The following is a 16,279-nucleotide window of genomic DNA, read 5'->3' as shown; positions in this document are numbered from 1 at the left end:
GGGGCAACGCGCGAGGGGCCCCATGCGTTGTCTCGCCATGACGACCATCTACACGATCGGCTACGAAGCGACGACCATGGCCGACTTCCTCGCCGCGCTCACCAAGGCGGGGGTCAAGCGCGTCATCGACGTCCGCGCATTGCCGCTATCGCGCCGCCCCGGCTTCTCCAAATCCTCGCTCGCCGCCAGCCTGAAAGAGGCCGGAATCGACTACGTCCATCTGAAAGCGCTCGGCACCCCCAAGCGCGGCCGCGACGCCGCGAAGAAAGGCGATGTCGCAACCCTAACCGCCGTCTACGACGACCAGCTCGCGCTCCCCGAGGCCCAGGCGGCGGCAGCCCAGATGCTCGACCTCGCGCAGGACACACCCAGCGCCCTCCTCTGCTACGAACGCGAACCGACCCACTGCCACCGCACGTTGCTGCTCGACGCAGTGGGCGAGGGGGTAGAGGTGGTCGATTTGTACGCCTGAGGCTATGTCGCCTCGCGCAGCCGCTTCACCCGCCGGATGCGCGGTTCGCGGTCGATCTCCGCTTCGGCCTTGATCGACTGGCGCAGTTCGTCGCGCTTTTCGTGGATCGAGGCGATCACCGGCCCCATCGCGACGCCCAGATCGACCAATACCGCTTCCGACAATTGGAGCGAGCTTTCCAGCGTTTCCGGCACCGCATCGGTCACGCCCGCGCGATACAGTTCGGCGGCATGCTGCGGATCGCGCGCGCGAGCGATGATCGGCAGCTCGGGCGCCAGTCCGCGCATCCGCCGCGCCAGCCGCACGGTCAGCACCGGATCGTCCATCGTCAGGATGAGCGCGCGCGCGCCGGCGAGGTCGAGCCGGTCGATCAGCTCGGCCCGCGCCACGTCGCCGAACAGCACCGGATGGCCGGCCCGCCGCGCATCGGCGACATTGTCGATGTCCGCATCCACCGCGAGATAGCGCTGGCCGTGGATCTTCAGCATGTCCGCGACCATCCGCCCGACGCGCCCGAAGCCGATCACGACCGTCCCCGGCCCCTCGCCATCGTCGATCGGCCCTGCGTCGATCGGCGCGCGATCGATGCCGCGCGACAGCCGCTGGCCGGCCTTGGCGAGCAAGGGCGTGATCGTCAGGCCGATCGCGGTCACGGTCTGCCAGAAGGCGGCGGTGGACGGCAGGATCAGCTGCGCCTGCGCCGCGGTGGCGAGCACGATCAGCGTCGTTTCCGACGGGCTGCCCATCAGCAGCCCCGTCTCGGCGGCGATCCCGCGCCCGGTTTGCGCGACCCGCAGCAGCAGGAAGGTGACGACCGCCTTCACCCCCACCACCGCCACGACGGCGGTCAGCAGCGCGGGCCAATTGTCGAGCACTTCGCGCAAATTGACGCTCATGCCTACCGTGATCAGGAACACGCCGAGGGCCAGTCCCTTGAAGGGCGCGGTCATCACCTCGACCTCGGTGTGGTATTCCGTCTCAGCGATCAGCAGCCCGGCGAGAAGCGCGCCGACGATCGGCGACAGGCCCGCCGCGGTCGTCGCGACGCTCGCGACGATGACGACCAGTAGCGACGCTGCGAGGAACAGCTCCGGGCTCTTCGTCCGCGCCGCCTGCGCGAACAGGCGCGGTAGCACCAGCCGCCCGCCCAGATACATCACCACCACCGTCGCCGCCCCGCGCAGCGCGACGCCGGCGATGCCGACCCAGCCTTCGTCGCTCGCGGTCGGCGCCATCGCGCCGAGGGCAAAGATGATCGGGACCAACGCCAGATCCTCGAACAACAGCATCGCGAACGCGCCGCGCCCGACCGGGCTCGTCGTGCCCACCAGCGGCAGCACGAGCGCGGTCGACGACAGCGCCAGCGCGAGGCCCAGCCCCGCCGCGCCCGCCCAATCCTGCCCCAGCAGATGCACCGCGATCGCGATCAGCACCGCCGATCCGATCAGCTCCGCCGGCCCGGTGCCGAACACCTGCGCGCGCATCGCCCACAGCCGCTTGAACGACAGCTCCAGCCCGATCGAGAACAGCAGCAGGATAATGCCGAATTCCGCGAACGGCTCGATCGAATGCGGATTGGATATGGTGAGATAATAAAGCCACGGCGCCTGCGTGGTCAGCTGCCCCAGTCCGAACGGCCCGACCAGCATCCCCACCAGAATGAAGCCGATGACGGGGCTGACCCGAAATCGCGCAAAGGCGGGGATCACAAGCCCCGCCGCCCCCAGGATCACCAGCGCGTCGCTGAACCCCGCATTATCCAGTCCGATCGCCATGGAGGCGACTGTAGGGACCGTGGGCCATTTGTCAGCCCCCGGATGGCGTTTCTACCATCCGGCAACATATCGTCATTCTGGCGCTGCGCCCCTCCGTCATTCCCGCGCGGCGCGCCCCTCCCAAGAAAGCCGTCATTCCCGCGCAGGCGGGAATCCAGACTGGCTGGCCGTGCGGCTCCATCGCCAACGTCAGAGGTTATGGATTCCCGCCTCCGCGGGAATGACGGTTTGGGGGGGAGGGCAGGAGGCCACTCCCCCTCATTCGTCATCCCGGCGAACGCCGGGATCCATGGACACGATGACGCCGGGGTAGCGCGCATCGTCGGCCGCCCAGCTCCATCGATCCCGGCATTCGCCGGGATGACGGGGAGGGCGTCTCACGCCGCCAGCTTGAAATCCTTGAACTGCTCCCGCAGCGCCGTCTTCAGCAGCTTGCCCGTCGCCGTGTGCGGCAGGCTGTCGACGAACACCACCGCATCGGGCAGCCACCATTTCGCCACCGCGCCCTTCAGATGCTCGAGGATCTCGCGCTCGCTCACCTGGCTCTCCGGCTTGCGGACCACGACCAACAACGGGCGTTCGTCCCATTTGGGATGCGCGATACCGATCGCCGCCGCCTCGGCGACGCCGGGACAACCGACCGCGGCATTTTCCAGCTCGACCGAGCTGATCCACTCGCCGCCCGACTTGATCACGTCCTTCGACCGGTCGGTGATCTGCATCGTGCCGTCCGGATGCAGCACCGCGACGTCGCCGGTGTCGAACCAGCCGTCCGCGTCGATCGCATCCGCCTCCGCGCCATAATAGCGTTTCACCACCCACGGCCCGCGAATGTGCAGCCGTCCCGCGCTGGTGCCGTCGCGCGGCAAATGCCGCCCCTCGTCGTCGATCACCGCCAGTTCGACGCCATAGGGGATGCGCCCCTGCTTGGTCAGTACGTCCAGCTTGGCATCCTCCGACCAGTCGTCCCAGTCGGGCGGCGGCGCCGCGGCGGTCGCGACGGGCGACGTTTCGGTCATGCCCCACAGATGCTTGACGTCGACGCCCATGCCCATCAGCCGCGCGATCATCGCGCGCGGCGCCGCGGACCCGCCGATCGTCGCCATGCGCAGATGGCGCGGGGTCTCGCCGGTCGCATCGGCATAAGCGAACATCGCCAGCCACACCGTCGGCACGCCCGACGATATCGTCACGCGCTCCTCGTTCATCAGCCCGCACAGTACTTTGGGGTCGTTGACCGCGGAGAAGACCAGCTTCGTCCCCGCCATCGGCGCCGCGAACGGCGTGCCCCAGGCGGCGGCATGGAACAGCGGCACCACCGGCAGCAGCACATCGGCCGACGACAATCCCAACACCGCCGGCGACGAGGCCAGCATCGCATGCAGCACGGTCGAGCGATGTTCGTACAGCACGCCCTTGGGGTTACCCGTCGTACCGCTGGTATAGCAGAGCATGCATGGATCGCGCTCCGACCCGGCCACCCAGGCATAGTCGTCGTCTTCCGCGGCGATCAGCGCGGCGAAACTGTCCGGACCGTCGCCATCCATCACCACATAATGTTCGATGGTTGGCCATTGCCCGCGCAGCCGGTCGACGATCGGCTGAAACGCGCGATCGTAGAACAGCACGCGGTCCTCGGCATGGTTGGCGATATAGACCAGCTGGTCGTCGAACAGCCGCGGGTTGATCGTATGGACCACGCCGCCCATGCCGATCGTGCCGTACCAGGCGATCAGGTGGTGTGCATGGTTCATCGCCAGCGTCGCGATCCGGTCGCCCGCGCGCATGCCCAGCCGTTCCAAAGCCCGCGCCAACCGCCGCGAATCGTGCGCGACGCTCTGCCAGTCGGTCCGCGTCTGGCTGCCGTCCGCCCAATGCGTCACGATCTCGGGCGTGGGATGTTCGCGCGCCGCATGATCCAGCAGCGTCGATACCCTGAGTTCGAAATCCTGCATGCCGCCCAGCATCCGTGGCTCCTCTCAGTCCGTGCACATCCGTGCGCCTCTTGCCGAAGCGGACCATACCCGAGACAGGAGCGAGGGCAAGATGGCCGATGTGACGAAGAATTGCCGGCGGCGGGTGGGGGAGGCTGGCAGGGGCGGCTGATTGCCACGCCTCTCCGTCACCCCGGACTTGATCCGGGGTCCCGCTAAGACCGTTTTTCAAAGCGGGATGCCCGCCTAGGCAGAGGTGACGGGGCATAGCCGCGGCCAAGGCATCGCAAGTCTGACCCGGTCCGGGGGACCGTACGGCATCAGTCGAATGGAGGGACGGGAACGACATACTCCCTAACCGAGCGCACCGCGTACCGCCCCCTCCGTCACCGCTTCGCGGCGCCACCTCCCCCTGGCGGGGGAGGACTTGGAGGAGCTTGATTCTCAGGGACCACCGCCGATCGCGATGACACACGCCCGGTTACCGTCATCGTCGATCAGCCGAAGGTCGCGAAGGGGGCAATTCCTCCCCCGCTAGGGGGAGGGGGACCGTTCGGCGCCAGCCGAATGGTGGAGGGGGAGGGCACGGCACGCGCCCTTACTGAACGCACCGCTCACCGCCCCCTCCGTCACCGCTAACGCGGCGCCACCTCCCCCTTGCGGGGGAGGATTTGGACGACCCTAATTCCCCGACACCGTCGTCGACTGCGGCGACACGCGCCCGTTCACCGCGATCGCCGTCGCGGGCCGCGCGTTCATCCGCACCGCCGCGGCGCCCGGCAGGCCGGGGAAGCGCGGCCACATGCCCTGCGCCAGCGCAGACCGGCTCGCCGACGCCTTGCGACCGCCCTGCGCCTCATACATCCAGTAATTGCGCAGCACCGTGGTCACGTATCCGCGCGTCTCCCAATAGGGGATGCTCTCGATATACAGCAGCGGATCGCCATTATCGTGGACGATCGCATTCCAGTCGCCCACCGGGCGCGGGCCCGCGTTATAGGCGGCGATCACCTTGGGTAGCAGCCCGCCCGTCACGCCCGCCATGTCGCGCAGCCGCTCCAGATGGCGTTGGCCGATGTCCATGTTCGTCGCCGGCTTGGTCAGCGCGCTCTTGTCGACGGTATAGCCGCTCTCGCGCATGTAATCGGTCGCGGCGGCCGGCATGATCTGCATCAGGCCATAGGCGCCGGCGGGGCTGACGACCTTGTTGCGAAAGCCGCTTTCCTCCAGCGTATGGGCATAGACCAGCGCCTTGTCGACGCGCCAGCCGCTCGTCGGCGTCCAGTTCGGCGTCGGATAGCGTGCCTCGGCGGCGGCGACGACGCCCTGCGGGCAGTTATGCGCCAGCCATACGGTGGTCGCGGGCAGGCTCAGCGCTTCCGCCACGCGGACCAGGCTGCCGAACTCGGACGGATCGCCGATCCGCGCCTGCTGGCGCACGACGCTGTCGGCCAGATCGGTCTCACCGATCTCGGTCAGCGCGGCGGCGACGCGGAGGTTGGGCCGCTTGTCGAGCCGCGCCCAGTCGGCGGCGACCACCTGCGTCTGCGGCCGGCCCTTGTCGCGGATCAACAGCGCCTGCCGCGCCAGCTGGCCGTAGAAGCTCTCGGAATATTGCGCGGCATTCTGCAGGCGCGGCTGCACCTTGTCGGGCCGTCCGCACACCATGTCCGCGCGCGACGCCCAATAGAGCGCGGCGGCACGCAGGTCGACGTCGGTGGCACGCGCGGCGACGCCTTCGAAGCCGGTGCCGGCCGCGGCGCAGTCGTTCTGCCGCCACGCGGACAGCGCCCCCGTCCAGCGACCCTGCACCGCCCAGTCGCCCACGCCGTTCGCGGCCTTCGCCGCCATCGCCCGCGTGTTCAGGTCGTCGCCGGTCAGGAAATACATCCAGGCGATCTTCGCCTGCCATTCGGTCTGCGCCTCGGGCGTCAGGCCCGGGGTCGATTCGAGCAGCACCTGCGCCTCGGCGCCCTGATCGCCCTTGATGTAGGGCTGCATCTTCACCGCCAGCTCGGCGGCGATTTCGTCGCTGCGGGTCGTCTTGGCGCGGACGCGGCGCGGCGCGCCATCCTGCCAGATGAGTCGTTGCGCGACGGGCAGCGGCGGGAGTTCGCTCGCGCCGCGTACCTTGGCCAGTCGGGCCAGATCGGCAGCCTCGGGCAGCTCGGGCGCTTCGTTGAGCAGCGCGACCAGCGGCTCCAGTTCTACCTTGGGCGATCCCTTGGCGGTATAGAGTTCGGCGCGGGCGATAGCGTGCAGCGGACCCGGCTTCATCGCGTCGAGGCCCATCTGCGCATCCTGCCAGCGGCCGTCGCGGATTGCTTGGAACACCGCGCGATACCCCTCGCGCTGCGCGCTATCCAGCTGGTCGGGAATGCGATCGTTGCGGCTGGCGGTGGTGATCCGGGCGTCGCCGCCTGCGGATGTGCCGGGCTCGGCGGCCGAAGCGGCCTGCGGCACGGTCAGCGCGACGATCGCGGCCATCCCCAGTGCCGCTAGTCCTGGCGCCAGCATACGGGTCATGCGGACAAATTCCCCATCAGCAATTGCAGGTCCTTCCAGGCCTCCGCCTTCGCCGCGGGCTTCTCGATCAGGAAGCGCGGATGAAAGCTGGCGACCACGCCTGTCTTTCCCCGTCTATGGTTAAACGCGTGTAAAGACCCGCGCGTCCCGGGCATTTCCGCCCCCAAAATCGCACGGCTCGCCGCATTGCCCATCAGCAGCAGCCGTTTCGGCGCGACGAGGCCGATGTGGTGCTTGGCGATATCGGCCAGCTGCGTTTCCACCTCGCGCGGCATCCGCCCCGCCACGGGTCGCTTCGCGCACACCGAGGCGAGGTGGATCGTCTCGCGCGACAGGCCGATCGCGGCGAGCATGCGGTCGAACAGCCGCCCCGTCTCGCCGCTCATCAAAACACCGGCGGCATCGTCGTCCTTGTCGGGGCAATCGACCAGCACCATCACCGCGGCCTCCGCGGGGCCGGTCGCGGCGATCGACACGCCGCGCCATGCCACTTCGGGCACGGCATCGCCGCCGCGCCATGCGATGAAGTCAGCCAGTTCGGCGGGCATCGCCGGAGCCAGCTCTACCGGTGCGGCGGGGGAGGGGGAGGGCGCCCGCGCGAAGACCGGCGCGACCATCGGCTGGGTCAGCCAGTCGCGTGGATCCGCCTCGACGAGCGTATCGACGCCCGCCTCCTGCCACCAGTCGAGCGCACTCGCGAGGCTCTCATTCCAACTGTGATGCTGATCGGCCCCCACGTTTCTCTCTTTCTGTAGGTTGACGTTTTCGTCAACTTGTCCGATCGCGGTTCAGAGACGAGACGTTGTCGGCCTGCGCCTGACCGCTATCCCCCGGCGCCGACAACCGCAACCGTATCCGGGAGTGGATTGAAGATGACCCAGCGTGAATCGATGCCTTACGACGTGGTGATCGTCGGCGCCGGCCCGGCGGGCCTGTCGGCGGCGATCCGGTTCAAACAGGTGGCGGCCGAAAAGGGCGCGGACCTCAGCGTCTGCGTGCTCGAAAAGGGCTCGGAAGTGGGCGCACATATTCTGTCGGGGGCGGTGATCGATCCGCGCAGCCTCGACGAACTGCTGCCCGACTGGCGCCAGGACTGCCCGCTCGCCGAAGTGCCGGTGACCGAAAACCTCCATTGGGTGCTGACGGAAAAGAAGAAGTCGATCCTGCCGCACGCGCTGACGCCGCCCTTCCTGCACAACAAGGGCACCTATACCGGCAGCCTGGGCAACCTGTGCCGCTGGCTCGCGGGCAAGGCCGAGGAACTGGGCGTCGAAATCTTCCCCGGCTTCGCCGCCGCGGAAATCCTGTTCGACGATCAGGGTCGGGTGATGGGCGTCGCGACCGGCGACATGGGCGTCGCGCGCGACGGCACGCACAAGCCCGATTATCAGCCCGGCCTCGAGCTTCACGCCAAATATACCTTCTTCGCAGAGGGTTGCCGCGGACACCTCACGAAGGAAGTGGTCCGCACCTTCGGCCTTGCGAAGGATAGCGACCCGCAGGTCTATGGCCTCGGCGTCAAGGAGTTGTGGGATATCGACCCGGAGCTGCACCAGCCCGGCCGCGTCATCCACACGCAGGGCTGGCCCTTGGGCGACGATGCCAATGGCGGCGGCTGGCTGTATCATCAGGCGAACGGCCAGGTCAGCCTCGGCTTCGTCACCTGGCTCAACTATTCCAACCCCTACATCTCGCCGTTCCAGGAGATGCAGAAGTGGAAGACCCACCCCGAGATCGCCGCGATCCTGAAGGGCGCCAAGCGCGTCAGCTATGGCGCGCGCGCGATCAGCGACGGCGGACTCCAGTCGATCCCGAAGCTCGTCTTTCCGGGCGGCGCGCTGATCGGCGACAGCGCCGGCTTCCTAAACGTGCCGCGCATCAAGGGCACGCACACCGCGATGAAGAGCGGCATGATGGCCGCCGAAGCCGCGGCCGACGCGATCCTGTCGCAGCGTCAGCATGACGAACTGGCCGCTTATCCCGAAGCGTTCGAGCACAGCTGGGTGAAGAAGGAGCTGTCGATCGTCCGCAACGTCGTGCCGTTGGTCAAGAAGTTCGGCGATTTCCTGGGGTCGGGCCTCGCCGGCATCACGATGTGGCTGGAACATTTCGGCCTCAAGATGCCCTTCACCATGAAGCATCACCCGGATCACGAGACGCTGTGGCGCAAGGATCTGGTGAAGGCCCCGGTCTATCCGAAGCCCGATGGCGTCCTGACCTTCGACCGCCTGTCGTCGGTGTTCCTGTCGAACACCAACCACGAGGAGGACCAGCCCGTCCACCTGACGCTGAAGGACCCCAACGTCCCCGTCGAATATGATCTGCCGCTCTACGACGAGCCTGCGCAACGCTATTGCCCGGCCGGCGTTTACGAGATCGTCGGGCAGGAGACGGGCGATCCCAAGTTCGTCATCAACGCGCAGAATTGCGTCCACTGCAAGACGTGCGACATCAAGGACCCCACGCAGAACATCAACTGGGTGGTGCCGGAGGGCGGTGGAGGCCCCAATTATCCCAATATGTAAGCGTCTGTTCCTAGCATCGGTTCTGAGCATCGCGGTCGCCGCGCCGGCTCAGGCCGATGCGGCACGCCGCGCCGATCCGGTCGCGGACTATATGCAGGCCCGCGTCGCCGATGCGGACGGCGACGTGGCGACGGCGATCGCCGGCTACGCCCGCGCGCTCGCCGCCCGGCCCACCGATACGACGGTCGCGCTGAGGGCGTATCGCGAAGCGCTGGCCGCCGGCGACATCCCGCTCGCCACGCGCGCCGCCGCGGTGCTGCGCAACCAGCCCGGCGCGCCTGCCGACCTGGCGCTGCTCCCCCTCGCGCTCGCCGCCGCGCGCAACGATGCGGCAGGTGCCGAGGCCGCGACACAGGCGCTCGCCCGCACGCCGCTGTCGGTGATGGTGCCGGCGCTTCGGGCGTGGATCGCATACAGCCGCGGCGGAAATCCGAGCGGCCCGATCGTCGCCGCCAATGTCGGCAGCACGCCCGTCGCCCAGCGTCTCGCGGCCGAGACCGCGGCCTTGCTCCAGATCGCGATGGGCGACGTGCAGGGCGGCCTGCGCGGGGTGCAGGCGCTCCGCGAAACCGGCTCGCCCGTCGATCTGCGCCTGTCCGCCGCGCAATTGCTGTTCGGCACCGGCCATGCCGACGAAGCGCGCGCGCTGCTCGCCGGTGACGACCCCGCGCTCGCCGCCCTCCGTCGGGGTGCCCCGGCCAAGCCGACGCTCGCTTATGGCGTCTCGCGCCTGCTCGCCCGCGTCGCCGGCGACCTCGTCGATCAGGATGTCGCGCCGCTCTCGATCGCGCTCACCCGCACCGCGCTCATCGCTTCGCCCGCCAACGATCGCGCCCGCCTGCTGCTCGCCCAGGCGCTCGCGGGGGAGGATGCGACCGATCAGGCGCTCGCGACGCTCGACGCGGTGCCCGCGTCCAGCCCCTTCGCCTCCACCGCCATCGCCGCGCGCATATCGATCCTCGCCCGCGCCGATCGTACCGCCGACGCGCTCGCACTCGCGCGCCGTGATGCCGAGCGTGCCGACGCCGGCCCCGCCGCCTGGCAGCTCTACGCCGACCAGCTCAGCACCGCCGGCAATAACGCCGAAGCCGCCCGCTGGTATCGCCGCATCGCCGAGGCGCAGCCCGCCGCGTGGAACGCCTGGTTGCAATATGGCGGCGCGCTGGAGCAGGCGGGCGATTGGCCCGCCGCCCGCGCCGCGCTGCAAAAGGCGGTGGCGCTCGCCCCCGCCGAGCCGCTCGCGCTTAATTACCTCGGCTATGCGCAGGCCGAACGCCGCGTCGACGTCCCCGCCTCGATCGCGATGCTGCAACGCGCGCACGCCGCCAAGCCCGACGATGCCTCGATCGCCGATTCGCTCGGCTGGGCGCTGTTCGTCAACGGCGACACCGCACGCGCGCTGCCGCTGATCGAGCGCGCCGCCGAGGCGGAGCCGACGAATGCCGAAATCGCCGAACATCTCGGCGACGTCTATTGGGCGCTGGGCCGCCGCTACGAAGCCCGCTACGCGTGGCGCGCCGCGGCGTTGACCGCTCCGGCCCAGGACGCCGCGGCGCTCGCCACCCGGATTGCACAAGGCCCGCCCGCCCGATGATCGTCGAAGCCGCCCCCGCCAAGATCAACCTCGCGCTCCACGTCCGCCATCGCCGGCCGGATGGCTACCACGCGCTCGAAACGCTGTTCGCCTTCGCGGCCGATGGCGACACGGTGACCGTCGTGCCCGCCGACACCGACAGCTTCACCATCACCGGACCCTTCGCCGCGGCGCTCGAGACGGCATCCGGCCCGAACCTCGTGGAAAAGGCCGCCGGCGCGTTCCGCGACACGTTCGGCGTCGCCGGGCACCACGCGATCACGCTCGACAAGCATCTCCCCATCGCCTCAGGGATAGGCGGCGGATCGGCCGACGCCGCCGCGGCGCTGCGCGCGCTTGCCCGCCTCCACGCGATCGCCCCGCAGGACCCGCGCCTGTTCGTCCTCGCCGAAACGCTCGGCGCCGACGTGCCTGCCTGCCTCGACGGCCGTACCACCTTGGGCACGGGCAAGGGCGAGGCGCTGATCCCCATTGCCGGCCTCGCCGGTATGCCGCTGCTCCTGGTCAACCCCGGGGTCGCGGTCAGCACCGCCGCAGTCTTCGCCCGCTGGGACGGCACCGACCGTGGCGGCATCGCAGGGGAGGGCGACCTCCTCACGCGCGCCACCGCCGGCCGCAACGACCTGCAACCCGCCGCACTCGCACTGGCGCCAGAGATCGCCGACGTCCTGTCGCTCCTCGAAGGGGCAATCGGCGTCCGCCTTGCCCGCATGTCCGGCAGCGGCGCCACCTGCTTCGCCCTGTTCGCGGACGACACGACCCGTGACGCCGCTCGCGTCGCGGCGGCAGCCAGAGGCTGGTGGACCCTAGCCACGACCCTTACCTAAAAGGGCTATCCCTCCCGCTCTCCAATCTTCATCCCAGCGCAGACTGGGATCTTATATTTACAGCGCGCCACCAGCGCCGAGAAAGACGCAAGCCTCCGCTGGGGTGACGCCAAAGGCTGCGAAAAGCCGCCGCTGCCACAAGCGCAACCCCTCCGCGTCCTCCGCGCCTTTGCGCGCAAAACCTCTTCGCGTCTTCGCGTCTTCGCGCGAACCATATCCACCAACTCCATGGCCCAAAACCAAAGTTCCCCTCTTGTTCTCATGGAACAAACATCGTACATACAGAACAGACGCGTTGCTCATGCCGCGCGCTTGCTCTAGCGAGGAACCCTCCCGATGGCCGCCAATCTGAAAGTGATCGACACCGGCATGGCAACCGCAAACGCAGACCGTCAAAAGGCGCTCGACGCCGCCCTCGCGCAGATCGATCGCGCCTTCGGCAAGGGCAGCGCGATGAAGCTCGGTCAGAAGGAAACGATGCAGGTCGAGGCGATCTCGACCGGCAGCCTCGGCCTCGACATTGCGCTCGGCGTCGGCGGTCTGCCGCGTGGCCGCGTGATCGAAGTCTATGGTCCTGAATCGTCGGGCAAGACCACGCTCGCGCTGCATGTCATCGCCGAAGCGCAGAAGAACGGCGGCACCGCCGCCTTCGTCGACGCCGAACATGCGCTCGATCCCGTCTATGCCAAGAAGCTGGGCGTCAACATCGACGAACTGATCGTGTCGCAGCCCGATACCGGCGAACAGGCGCTCGAGATCACCGACACGCTCGTCCGCTCGAATGCGATCGACGTGCTGGTGGTCGATTCGGTCGCCGCGCTCGTCCCCCGCGCCGAAATCGAGGGCGAGATGGGCGATAGCCACGTCGGCCTTCAGGCCCGCCTGATGTCGCAGTCGCTGCGCAAGCTCACCGGCTCGATCAGCCGCTCGCGCTGCATGGTGATCTTCATCAACCAGCTGCGCATGAAGATCGGCGTGATGTACGGCAACCCGGAAACCACGACAGGCGGCAACGCGCTGAAGTTCTACGCGTCCGTCCGCCTCGACATCCGCCGCACCGGCGCTATCAAGGACCGCGAGGAAGTCACCGGCAACACCACGCGCGTGAAGGTGGTGAAGAACAAGGTCGCGCCGCCGTTCAAGCAGGTCGAATTCGACATCATGTACGGCGAGGGCATCTCGAAGATCGGCGAGATCCTCGACCTTGGCGTGAAGGCGGGCCTCGTCGAAAAGTCGGGCAGCTGGTTCTCCTACGATTCGGTACGGATCGGGCAGGGGCGTGAGAACGCCAAGAACTACCTGCGCGAGAATCCCGAGATGGCCGACCGCCTCGAGAAGGCGATCCGCCAGCGTACCGAAAAGGTCGCCGAGGAAATGATGGCCGGCCCGGAAGCCGACGACGATCTGTGATCGCCGCGCCATCCGATTGGATGCTACGAGGGGGCTCGCCGGCAACGGCGGGCCCCTTTCGCATGGAGGCGTTCCGGACGATGACGTATCCTCCACTTCGTCCACTTCCACGCTCGTTTTGGCGGAAAATGGGCTGTTCCCGAGTAGAGGCTCGGCGTTCAAGCACCGCTCGCTCACTGATGTCGACCCTCACCCTTCCGGCGCTTCGCGCCTCCCTCCCTCTCCCGCCGGGAGAGGGAAGGGGCCCGCCCGGCGCAGCCGGGTGGGAAGGGTGAGGGTCGAAGGGGAGATTGGCGGATGACAACGACCGTGGCCCAATTTGCTTACTGGACCGGCTCCAGGTTCATCGCTGAAAGTCACACCCCATGACCACCGCCACAGACTGGACCGGCCGCGTCGGCCGCACCTGGGCCGCCGAATGGCAGCGCACCGACCGCTCCTTCGCTAACCTGTCCCCGCATCTCGACGCCGCAATCCGCACCGCCGCCCCCGCCGGCCCCTTCCACGCGATCGACATTGGCTGCGGCGCCGGTGCCACCAGCCTCGCCCTCGCCGACGCCCGCCCCGACGCCACCCTGACCGGCCTGGACCTGTCCGCCGACCTGATCCGGATGGCACGCACCCGCGCGGGCGACCGCGGCACCGTTACCTTCCATCATGGCGACGCCATCGCGATGGCCCCGCAACTCTCACCCGCCGACCTCATCGTCTCGCGCCACGGCGTCATGTTCTTCGCCGATCCCGTCGACGCCTTCGCCACGCTCCGCACCGCAGCCAGCCCAGGCGCCCGCCTCGTCTTCTCCTGCTTCCGCGACCGCAGCGACAATGTCTGGGCGTCCGATCTGATCGAGCAGGTCACCGGCAGCCGCCCGCAGCCCTTCGAAGGCTACGCCCCCGGACCCTTCGGGTTCGCCGACCGGAGCGTTACCGCCGCGATCCTGACCCAGGCGGGCTGGAGCGTCGACAGCGCCACCCGCATCGACTTCGCATATGTCGTCGGGGCCGGCCCCGATCCGGTCGCCGATGCCGCCGATTTCTTTCACCACATCGGCCCGCTCGCGTCGGCGCTCAAGGACGCTGCCGATCCATCGCTCGACGATCGGCTCAAATCGGCATTGCAGCGTTATACAGCCGACGGCATCGTCGCGCTCCCGGCCTCCGCCTGGATCTGGCGCGCGACCGCAACAGGGGAACAGCCATGATCATCGTCCACCATCTCGAAAACAGTCGGTCGCAGCGCGTGCTGTGGATGCTCGAGGAACTGGGCCTGCCCTATCAGGTCAAGCGCTATGAGCGGAACAAGACGACGATGCTCGCGCCGCCCGAGCTGAAGCAGGTCCACCCCTTGGGCAAGTCGCCGGTCATCGAGGATACGGACGGCGGCCACGTCATCGCCGAAACCGGCGCGATCGTCGAATATCTGGTTGAGAAGGCCGACGGCCGTCTGGGCGCGCCCGCGCATCGCGACTCGGCGCTCCGCTACCGCTTCTGGTTGCATTATGCCGAGGGCTCGCTGATGCCGCCGCTGCTGCTGAAGCTCGTCCTCAGCAAGGTGCCGCTGATGGGCAAGCCCGCGATGAAGCGCATCCAGCCGATGATCGACGTCCATCTCGACTATGTCGAATCGGAGCTGAACCAGCGCCCCTGGTTCGCCGGCGACGCGATGACCGCCGCCGACATCATGATGAGCTTCCCGCTGGAGGCGGCGCGCAGCCGCGCCGGCCTCGATACCGCTCGCCCGGCGACGATCGCCTGGCTGGAAAAGGTGCATGCCCGCCCGGCCTACCAGGCCGCGCTGGCGCAGGGCGGGCCCTACGCCTACGCCTGATCCCCGGTGCTTAGTGCCGGAAGCTGGTGGCCGGCGGCAGCGCCGGCCCATCCGCCACTGCCGGGTCGATCTCGGCCGGCTCGCGGGGATCGAAGCCGCCCTCCCACTTGGCGACGACCGACGCCGCCACCGCATTGCCGATCACGTTGGTCGCGGTGCGGCCCATGTCGAGGAAATGGTCGATGGCCAGGATCAGCAGCAGCCCCGCCTCCGGAATGTCGAACACCGGCAGCACCGCGGCGATCACCACCAGGCTGGCCCGCGGCACGCCCGCGATGCCCTTGGACGAGATCATCAGGAACAGCAGCATCGCCACCTGCGTCCCCAGCGGCATGTCGATGCCATAGGCCTGGGCGATGAACAGCGACGCGAACGTCATGTAAATCATCGACCCGTCGAGGTTGAACGAATAGCCCAGCGGCAGGACGAAACTTGCGATCCGCGGCGGCACCCCAAACTTGTCGAGCGCCTCCAGCATCCGCGGATAGGCCGCTTCCGACGAGGCGGTGGTGAAGGCGACCAGCAGCGGCTCGCGAACGTAGCGGATCAGATCCTTGATCCGCGGTCCGATGACGAGGAACCCGACGCCGAGCAGCACCGCCCACAGGCACAGGAGCGCGAAATAGAAACTGCCCATGAAGAAGGCGAGCTGCCCGATCACCCCCGCACCGTGCTCGGCGAGCGTCGCGGTCACGGCGCAGAACACCGCGACCGGCGCGACGCGCATCACATAGTCGGTGATCCGCAGCATGACGGCGACGAGGCCGTCGACCGCCCGCACTAGCGGCGCACCCCGCTCGCCGACCGCGGTCAGCGCGACCCCGACGAAGATCGAAAAGACGACGATCTGCAGGATTTCGTTCGTCGCCATCGCCTCGATCATCGATGCGGGGACGATATGCGTGATGAACTTGTCGAGGCTGAACGCCGCGGTCGCAACCCCGGCATCGGTGCCCGCCGGCGGCAGCGCCAGGTTGATGCCGACGCCGGGATGGATCGCATTGACCAGCACGAGGCCGAGGCCGAGCGACACCAGGCTCGCGCCGATGAACCAGCCGATCGCCTTCGCCCCGACGCGCCCCAGCGCCGCGGTATCGCCCATCTGCGCAATGCCGCTGACCAGGGTCGCGAAGACGAGCGGCGCGATGATCATCTTGATCAGCCGCAGGAACACCGTCGTGCCGATCGTGAAATAGCCGGCGATCGCCTTCAGCCGCGCCGCGGCCTCCGGCGTGCCGTCGTCCAGCCAGCCGTTCAGAATCAGGCCGGTAACGATGCCGAGCAACAGGCCGATAACAATAAACACAGTCAGCCGCTTGGCCATTCATTCCCTCCCGGATTCGCGCTTAAGGGAAGGGGATTGCGAGCGCCGGGTCAAGCGCCGTATC

The 16,279-nt window shown here is 68.2% G+C and carries 12 protein-coding genes; 7 read left to right on the top strand and 5 right to left on the bottom strand.

What is annotated here, in order from left to right; all coding sequences use genetic code 11:
• Window positions 1-37: 37 nt before the first annotated feature.
• Window positions 38-472, top strand: a complete 435-nt coding sequence (locus A7E77_RS15405; protein WP_063689395.1) for a DUF488 family protein — start codon at window positions 38-40, stop codon at window positions 470-472.
• Window positions 473-474: 2 nt separating this feature from the next.
• On the opposite strand, the gene A7E77_RS15400 is transcribed toward A7E77_RS15405, so the two are convergent.
• From A7E77_RS15400 to A7E77_RS15385, 4 genes are all read right to left on the bottom strand, one after another.
• Window positions 475-2,247 carry a cation:proton antiporter gene (locus tag A7E77_RS15400; RefSeq protein ID WP_063689392.1) on the bottom strand — a complete coding sequence of 591 codons (1,773 nt, stop codon included), beginning with the start codon at window positions 2,245-2,247 and terminating at the stop codon, window positions 475-477.
• A 377-nt stretch (window positions 2,248-2,624) separates the two neighbouring features.
• Entirely contained in the window at window positions 2,625-4,214 is a 1,590-nt protein-coding gene (locus tag A7E77_RS15395; protein WP_063689389.1) for a long-chain fatty acid--CoA ligase, read from the bottom strand.
• A 648-nt stretch (window positions 4,215-4,862) separates the two neighbouring features.
• Window positions 4,863-6,668 carry a lytic transglycosylase domain-containing protein gene (locus A7E77_RS15390; RefSeq protein WP_063689386.1) on the bottom strand — a complete coding sequence of 602 codons (1,806 nt, stop codon included), beginning with the start codon at window positions 6,666-6,668 and terminating at the stop codon, window positions 4,863-4,865.
• 35 nt (window positions 6,669-6,703) lie between these two features.
• Window positions 6,704-7,444 carry a uracil-DNA glycosylase gene (locus A7E77_RS15385; protein ID WP_063689383.1) on the bottom strand — a complete coding sequence of 247 codons (741 nt, stop codon included), beginning with the start codon at window positions 7,442-7,444 and terminating at the stop codon, window positions 6,704-6,706.
• A gap of 135 nt (window positions 7,445-7,579) precedes the next feature.
• On the opposite strand from A7E77_RS15385, the gene A7E77_RS15380 reads away from it, so the two are divergent.
• The 6 genes from A7E77_RS15380 to A7E77_RS15355 all read left to right on the top strand — a co-directional run bounded on the left by A7E77_RS15380 (window position 7,580) and on the right by A7E77_RS15355 (window position 14,891).
• The gene (locus A7E77_RS15380) at window positions 7,580-9,232 is read left to right on the top strand and encodes an electron transfer flavoprotein-ubiquinone oxidoreductase (protein WP_063689379.1); all 1,653 of its coding nucleotides are present in this window, start codon (window positions 7,580-7,582) and stop codon (window positions 9,230-9,232) included.
• Entirely contained in the window at window positions 9,204-10,826 is a 1,623-nt protein-coding gene (locus A7E77_RS15375) for a tetratricopeptide repeat protein (protein WP_226341779.1), read from the top strand. Before A7E77_RS15380 ends, A7E77_RS15375 begins: the two co-directional genes overlap by 29 nt.
• Window positions 10,823-11,653 carry a 4-(cytidine 5'-diphospho)-2-C-methyl-D-erythritol kinase gene (locus A7E77_RS15370; RefSeq protein ID WP_063689373.1) on the top strand — a complete coding sequence of 277 codons (831 nt, stop codon included), beginning with the start codon at window positions 10,823-10,825 and terminating at the stop codon, window positions 11,651-11,653. The genes A7E77_RS15375 and A7E77_RS15370 overlap by 4 nt, the downstream gene beginning before the upstream one ends.
• 336 nt (window positions 11,654-11,989) lie before the next feature.
• Window positions 11,990-13,063, top strand: coding sequence for a recombinase RecA (gene recA, locus A7E77_RS15365; protein ID WP_017978889.1), 1,074 nt, complete (start codon window positions 11,990-11,992; stop codon window positions 13,061-13,063).
• A gap of 365 nt (window positions 13,064-13,428) precedes the next feature.
• The gene (locus A7E77_RS15360; RefSeq protein WP_063689370.1) at window positions 13,429-14,265 is read left to right on the top strand and encodes a class I SAM-dependent methyltransferase; all 837 of its coding nucleotides are present in this window, start codon (window positions 13,429-13,431) and stop codon (window positions 14,263-14,265) included.
• Entirely contained in the window at window positions 14,262-14,891 is a 630-nt protein-coding gene (locus A7E77_RS15355; RefSeq protein ID WP_063689368.1) for a glutathione S-transferase family protein, read from the top strand. Before A7E77_RS15360 ends, A7E77_RS15355 begins: the two co-directional genes overlap by 4 nt.
• Before the next feature lie 10 nt (window positions 14,892-14,901).
• Here A7E77_RS15355 and A7E77_RS15350 read toward each other — a convergent pair whose 3' ends face one another.
• Entirely contained in the window at window positions 14,902-16,215 is a 1,314-nt protein-coding gene (locus A7E77_RS15350; protein ID WP_063689365.1) for a dicarboxylate/amino acid:cation symporter, read from the bottom strand.
• Between the last annotated feature and the right edge of the window lie 64 nt (window positions 16,216-16,279).

Source organism: Sphingomonas sp. NIC1 (assembly GCF_001638925.1).
In the GTDB taxonomy this organism is placed as follows: Bacteria; Pseudomonadota; Alphaproteobacteria; order Sphingomonadales; family Sphingomonadaceae; genus Sphingomonas; species Sphingomonas aquatilis.
Note: the sequence above shows the minus strand (reverse complement) of the source record. Positions and strands in the feature narration are given on the sequence as shown.